Origin of the sequence: Rhodopseudomonas sp. BR0C11 (assembly GCF_010820945.1) — a bacterium.
Taxonomy (GTDB): domain Bacteria; phylum Pseudomonadota; class Alphaproteobacteria; order Rhizobiales; family Xanthobacteraceae; genus Rhodopseudomonas; species Rhodopseudomonas palustris_H.
In genome coordinates, this window is the sequence record NZ_QTKI01000300.1 from 1 (window position 1) to 6,126 (window position 6,126).

Consider the following 6,126-nt stretch of genomic DNA (forward strand, 5'->3'; position numbering starts at 1 on the left):
GCTACAACCGGGCCTCACCGCGACCGACGTCGATCTTCCCAAAGGACAATCCGATGCGTTTCGCTTTCCCCGCCGGCGCTGTGCTGGCTTTGGCCGTCGTTGCGCTGTCTCCCGCCGCGGCCCTGATGTCGAGCACCCCCGCCATGTCCGAATCCGTCAAAGCCGTCACCACGCCGTCGGGCCTCCAGATCGTGGACACCCAGGTCGGCACCGGCGCGTCGCCGGCGCGCGGCCAGATCTGCGTGATGCACTACACCGGCTGGCTGTACGAGAACGGCGCCAAGACCCGCAAATTCGATTCCTCGGTCGACCGCAACGAGCCGTTCGAGTTTCCGATCGGCATGGGCCGGGTGATCAAGGGCTGGGACGAGGGTGTTGCCAGCATGAAGGTCGGCGGCAAGCGCACGCTGATCATTCCGCCGGAGCTCGGCTATGGCGCGCGCGGCGCTGGCGGCGTGATCCCGCCGAACGCGACCCTGATCTTCGATGTGGAATTGCTCGGCCTCAAGTAAGGCCGATGATGCGATGGCCCGGCCTGCGCCGGGCCGTCGTTGCCGCGGTTACTGCCGGCCGCAATAAGCCAGGATGCTGCTGGCACCCATGCCGCAGGTCGCGGTCAGCTTGCCGCTTGCAAGCTTGAGCGTGTCGGCGAAGCGGGCCTTGGTGCCGCTGACGCAAAACGCCGACAGCAGGGTGTCGTCGTCTTCGCAAGAGATCGGGCAGCCGTCGGACGGGCAGGAGGTCGAAGTCAGCGTCTTGATCGGGCTGACCGGGACTGCAGCCGCACTGGCTGCCGCCTGTTCGGTCGCCTCGTTCGGGTTGGGCTCTGCTTTGAAATTGCGGACGCCGAACACCACCACAGCGGCGGCGATGCAGGCGACGATCAATGTCGGTAACTTCATCTTCAACCCCATTCCTCGAATAAGCAGCGGCCGAGACCGCGATGAGCATAGACCTGCATTGCGGAATTGGAAGCGTTCAACGCCAACGGCGTTAACCCGTCACTGATCAAGCGCAAATGGTAATATGCGACCGCGATTAGTTAAGCGGTTAGTATCCATGTAGCGCAGCTGTCCGACCAATCCTGCTTTCGCCCCACTTCAATCTGTATAGCCACCGACCATGACGATGATTCAGCCAGATCCTGCAGACCTCGAACCGATCCATCCGTATTCGCTGGCGCGGATCTCACACGTCGCGCTGCAGGCCGGCGCGGTGTTGGCGCAGAGCGGGGCGTCGGTGCGCGTGGTGCACGAAGGCGCGCGGATGGCCGCGGAGGCGCCCGGCGTCGAGGGGGCCGGTGCTGGCCGCGGCGAGCATCGGGCAGGGCGTTCGTCATTTGCTGCTCGGCCGCCGCTTCAACGTGTTCGTGGTCGCGGCGATCGTCGGCTGCATCTCGGCGGCGCTCGGCGGCCTCGGCGCGCGGCTGATCGGCAGCTCGACCACTGAGCTGGCGATGATGGCGTCGATCCTGCTGCTGGTGCCGGGCGTGCCGTCCACCAACGCCCAGACCGACGTGATGGACGGCTATCCGACCATGGGCAGCGCCCGCGCCGTCACCGTGATCATGATCATGGTGTTCGCCGTCACCGGGCTGTGGCTGGCCGAATTCGTGCTGAGGATCCACACATGAGCGCGACCTGGATCGCGATGCTGCCGTATCTGGCGCATCAGGCGGCGTTCGGCGCGCTGGCGGCGGCCGGCTTCGGCGTGCTGTTCAATTTTGGCTGGCGCACGCTCGCCTGGTGCGCGGTCGCCGGTGCCCTGGCGCTGGCGGTCCGCACCGTGGTGCAGCAGACCGGCGGCAGCCTGGAGGCCGCGACCTTCGCGGCGGCGTTCGTCACCTCGTTCACTGCGATCCTGGCGCTGCGCTGGCTCGGCCCGGCCTGCAACGCGGTGGCGCTGGCCGGCTGCATTCCGATGGTGCCGGGCGCGTTCTTCGGCCAGGCGATGCTCGGCTATATGGCGGTCGCCGCCGACACCACCGGCTCCTCGACCGCGCAGATCGTCGCGGCCTCGCAGGCGTTCGTGCGGGTGCTGTCGATCGTCGGCGCGATCGGGGCGGGGCTGGCGATCCCGGCGTATCTGTTGAAGAGCCGGCAGTTCTGATCAGCGCCCGGTGCCGGGCCAGGCCACCGAGCGCGCCACGCCGCTCGCCAGCCGTCCGGCATTGCGGCCCTCGACGATGCTGCCGTCATGGCTGCTGGCCTGGATCAGCGACACCCGGCCGCCGGGATCGATGCGGAATTTGCGGCGGTCCCGGTAGCCGGTCCCGTCGAGCAGCCCGTAATCGGTGGTCAGCCACACCGTGGAGGTGGTCGCCGCGCCATCGGTCCACACCGGATCGCTGATCTCGTCGACCTTGAAGGCCCAGAACTTGTAGAGGTGCGACTGGCCGAACGAGCGGACCCGGACGATCTCCGCTTTCAGATGCAGAATGGCTCGGGCTTGGGACTGGTCCACGCGATCTCGAATGCTTGCCGGTCGTCAGATCGGTACCCGATTCGGCCGCCGGGCCGCTGCCGCGTCGTCGGCGCGGCATCATCGGCGAACCGGACCGCCGCCGGACGCCGATCGCGCCGCATGGGGACATTCTGCAGATAGCTTTGTCCCTGCGTCTCAGTTGCGGCTTTGGCGGCCCGCCGCCGCTTGAAATCCCCCTCGAACACAGTGCTCTGGAGGCATCGGTATCAGAGGGATTGCGATGCGGTCATTGGGAGGCGCGGTGCTGGCCGCGTTGCTGCTGTCGGGGTGTGCGTCGGTGACGCGCGGCACCACGGAGAACATTTCGATCGCGACCACGCCGTCGGGCGCCAAGGCCGATGTGTCCGGCACCGAGGCGCCGTTTTCCTGCGTCACGCCGTGCGTGGTCGAGGTCAACCGCAACGCCGACATCACCGTCAGCCTCAGCAAGGAAGGTTTTGAACCGCAGATCATCCCGCTGACCCGTGAAGTCTCCGGCAGCGGCGGCGCCGGCTTTGCCGGCAATCTGCTGCTCGGCGGCGTCGTCGGCATGGGCGTCGACGCCGCCACCGGCGCCGCGATGGATCACAAGCCGAACCCAGTCGTCGTAACGCTGCAGCCGGTCACGCCACCGCCGCCGAGGGTCCCGGCGGTCCGGCATCATCGCAAGCCGCGCGTGCCGGTGAGTTGATCAAAGGTGACGACTCAAGATGCTGCACGCATTGCTGTTCAAGCGGATGTCATCATTGAGACAATATGGAGGTAGGCTGTGGTAAGCATGTGCCTAGTCTTGGAGTCGTATGAATCCAAGTCTAACGGGTGCTTACTCTCTTTTCGGAAAGTACGGTGCCACAGTGAGTCAGCGGAGACGATAACGCCGCTCGGTTGGTCGTCGAACTGATCGGCGGTGATATCAACGACAATACTATGTCGTTGAAGCCACGCATGGGATTGATCTTCACGAAATCCGACGACGTAAAAGAAGCCGTCATGGCCATGCGCGTCTAAATACATGCCGACCAGCAGCGCCGTATCGCCACACGATCCGTGCGGAAAGTCCGCAAATGTGATCGGAAGTAATGATCGGGGACACTTTTCGATAGCATGACGGAAATTTGTCGCAAGCCGTCGGATGGAGGCGAAGTCGTCAGGCCGATAAGACATCTTTTCGCGTCGGCGGACCGTCCTCTCTTGGTGAACCACGATCATTCGCAATAGAGGCGGGATAAAAATACTGCCTGCCGCCAAACGCCGCGCGAAATATTGCAATTACAACGGCTACATAAGCTCTGGCGATCCCAGCAGGATTCGAACCTGCAACCCGCGGAGTAGAAATCCGCTACTCTATCCAGTTGAGCTATGGGACCGTTGGGGGGCTTTATAGCACCACCGGATACAAAAAATCCGCTTCCGCCACAACCGCCCCGAACCATTTGCCGCCATCCTGCGTCCAACGCATGCGGCGCGTTGTTTTCGGCGCGCGCGCGGGCGAGGATGTGAGTCTCGAGCCGGCCGGCGGCCGGCAAGGGCGGAAGATGGATGGCGAAACCGGCGGCCTTGCGTCCGCCCGCAGCCATCACGGCGTCATCTTCGTCACGGCATGACGTCAGTCTAACGCGCTAGGGTCTAACGCGGCGCTCGTTCGCGGCAAGGGAGTTCAAGCATGATCGGTCTGGTTCGCGCCCTCACGCTTTGCGCCGGATTGGCGCTCGGGCTCGCATCGGCACAGGCGGCCGACAAGGCGTTCCAGCGCGACGAGCTGGCGGACGCCGCGATCAAGCTCGAAGCCCAGATCAAGAGCGAGGCGGCGGCCACCAATAAGCCGGCCGCAGTGCTGCGCAGCGACGCCGACGCCGCGTTCAAGCGCGGCGACTACCGCGGCGGCCTGCAGACGCTGGGACAGATCGCGGCGCTCGATCCGTCCGACGGCGACAATTGGCTGCGGCTGGCCCGCACTGTGCTGCAGATCAAGGCCGCCACCAGTTCCGAACAGACCTTCCTGCGCGAGCGCGCGACCACCGCGGCCTATATCGCCTACCAGCGCGCCAAGAGCCCGGGCGAGGAGGCCGACGCGCTGGCGCTGCTCGGCCGGGCGATGGCCGACCGCAGCCTGTGGCGGCCGGCGCTGGATGCCTTGCGGATTTCGCTGGAGCTGCGCGAGGTCGCCGACATCCGCGGCCAATACGAGAAGCTGCGCGCCGAGCATGGCTTCCGGCAGCGCGATTACACTGTGGACTCCGATTCGGCGTCGCCGCGGGTCTGCTTCCAGTTCTCCGAGGAGCTCGCCAAGCGCACCGACTTCGCGCCCTATGTGACGCTGGCGGGCACCGACAAGCCGGCGATCAGCGCCGAGGAGCGCCAGCTCTGCGTCGAGGGGCTGAAGCATGGCGAGCGCTACAACATCAATCTGCGCGCCGGCCTGCCGTCGAACGTGAAGGAGGCGCTGGCGAAGTCGGCCGAGTTCAACGTCTATGTCCGCGACCGCAAGCCGCTGGTGCGCTTCACCGGCCGCGCCTACGTGCTGCCGCGCACCGGCCAGCGCGGCATTCCGCTGGTCAGCGTCAACACCCCGACCGTGGCCGTGCAGGTGTTCCGGATCGGCGACCGCAACCTGATCAACACCGTGGTCGACAGCGACTTCCAGCGGACGCTGAGCCGCTACCAGCTCAGCGACCTCGGCAACGAGCGCGGCGCCAAGGTGTGGTCGGGCGAGCTCGACACCGCGACCGCGGCGCTGAATGCCGACGTCACCACCGCGTTCCCGGTCGATCAGGTGCTCGGCGATCTGCAGCCCGGCGTCTACGTGATGACGGCGGCGCCGAAGGGGCCGACCGCCAATTCCGACGACGACGGCCAGCTCGCCACCCAGTGGTTCATCGTTTCCGATCTCGGCCTGACCGCGTTCTCCGGCAATGACGGCGTCCACGTCTTCGTCAATTCGCTGGCCTCGACCGATCCGCTTGCCAATACCGAGGTGCGGCTGATCGCGCGCAACAACGAGGTGCTGGCCACCCGCAAGACCGACGCCTCCGGCCACGTGCTGTTCGCAGCCGGCCTGGCGCGGGGCGAGGGCGGGCTGTCGCCGGCGCTGCTGACCGCGTCCAGCGACAAAGCCGACTATGCGTTCCTCAGCCTGAAGACCAGCGCCTTCGACCTGTCCGACCGCGGTGTCGCCGGGCGTGCGGTGCCGGCCGGCGCCGACGCCTTCGTCTATGCCGAGCGCGGCGTGTACCGCTCCGGCGAGACCGTGCACCTCACGGCGCTGCTGCGCGACGGGCAGGGCGTGGCGATGACGGCCAGCCCGATGACGCTGGTGGTGGAGCGCCCGGATGGCGTCGAATACCGCCGCGCCGTGCTGTCCGATCAGGGCGCCGGCGGCCGCAGCCTCGATGTCGCGCTCAACTCGGCGGTGCCGACCGGCACCTGGCGGGTGCGCGCGTTCACCGATCCGAAGGGCGCCAGCGTCGGCGAAACCACCTTCATGGTCGAAGACTATGTTCCCGACCGGATCGAATTCGACATTTCCACCAAGGACAAGGCGATCAAAGCTGATGCTCCTATGGAACTTAAGGTCGACGGCCATTTCCTGTACGGCGCGCCGGCCTCGGCGCTACAGGTTGAGGGCGAGTTGCTGGTAGCGCCGGCCGAAGGGCGGCCGGGCTA

At 66.2% G+C, this 6,126-nt stretch carries 7 protein-coding genes and 1 tRNA gene; 5 read left to right on the forward strand and 3 right to left on the reverse strand.

Going from position 1 to position 6,126, the window contains the following annotated elements:
* Window positions 1-53 precede the first annotated feature (53 nt).
* Entirely contained in the window at window positions 54-512 is a 459-nt protein-coding gene (locus tag DYI24_RS19290) for an FKBP-type peptidyl-prolyl cis-trans isomerase (RefSeq protein WP_107344532.1), read from the forward strand.
* Between the two features lie 48 nt (window positions 513-560).
* Here DYI24_RS19290 and DYI24_RS19295 read toward each other — a convergent pair whose 3' ends face one another.
* Entirely contained in the window at window positions 561-902 is a 342-nt protein-coding gene (locus DYI24_RS19295; RefSeq protein WP_107346591.1) for a hypothetical protein, read from the reverse strand.
* A gap of 398 nt (window positions 903-1,300) precedes the next feature.
* On the opposite strand from DYI24_RS19295, the gene DYI24_RS28375 reads away from it, so the two are divergent.
* Window positions 1,301-1,633, forward strand: a complete 333-nt coding sequence (locus tag DYI24_RS28375; protein ID WP_349627800.1) for a threonine/serine exporter family protein — start codon at window positions 1,301-1,303, stop codon at window positions 1,631-1,633.
* Entirely contained in the window at window positions 1,630-2,109 is a 480-nt protein-coding gene (locus DYI24_RS19305) for a threonine/serine exporter family protein (RefSeq protein WP_012496005.1), read from the forward strand. Before DYI24_RS28375 ends, DYI24_RS19305 begins: the two co-directional genes overlap by 4 nt.
* Here DYI24_RS19305 and DYI24_RS19310 read toward each other — a convergent pair whose 3' ends face one another.
* Window positions 2,110-2,463 carry a hypothetical protein gene (locus DYI24_RS19310; RefSeq protein WP_119018581.1) on the reverse strand — a complete coding sequence of 118 codons (354 nt, stop codon included), beginning with the start codon at window positions 2,461-2,463 and terminating at the stop codon, window positions 2,110-2,112.
* A 241-nt stretch (window positions 2,464-2,704) separates the two neighbouring features.
* On the opposite strand from DYI24_RS19310, the gene DYI24_RS19315 reads away from it, so the two are divergent.
* Complete coding sequence (locus DYI24_RS19315; RefSeq protein ID WP_164573458.1) at window positions 2,705-3,154, forward strand: translation initiation factor 2; 450 nt, start codon at window positions 2,705-2,707, stop codon at window positions 3,152-3,154.
* A gap of 599 nt (window positions 3,155-3,753) precedes the next feature.
* Here the strand turns inward: DYI24_RS19315 and DYI24_RS19320 are convergent.
* Window positions 3,754-3,830 (reverse strand) — tRNA-Arg (locus DYI24_RS19320).
* A gap of 296 nt (window positions 3,831-4,126) precedes the next feature.
* Between DYI24_RS19320 and DYI24_RS19325 the strand changes: the two genes are divergently transcribed.
* Window positions 4,127-6,126 (forward strand): MG2 domain-containing protein (locus DYI24_RS19325; protein WP_246701307.1); only part of this gene is annotated, 2,000 nt, incomplete at its 3' end.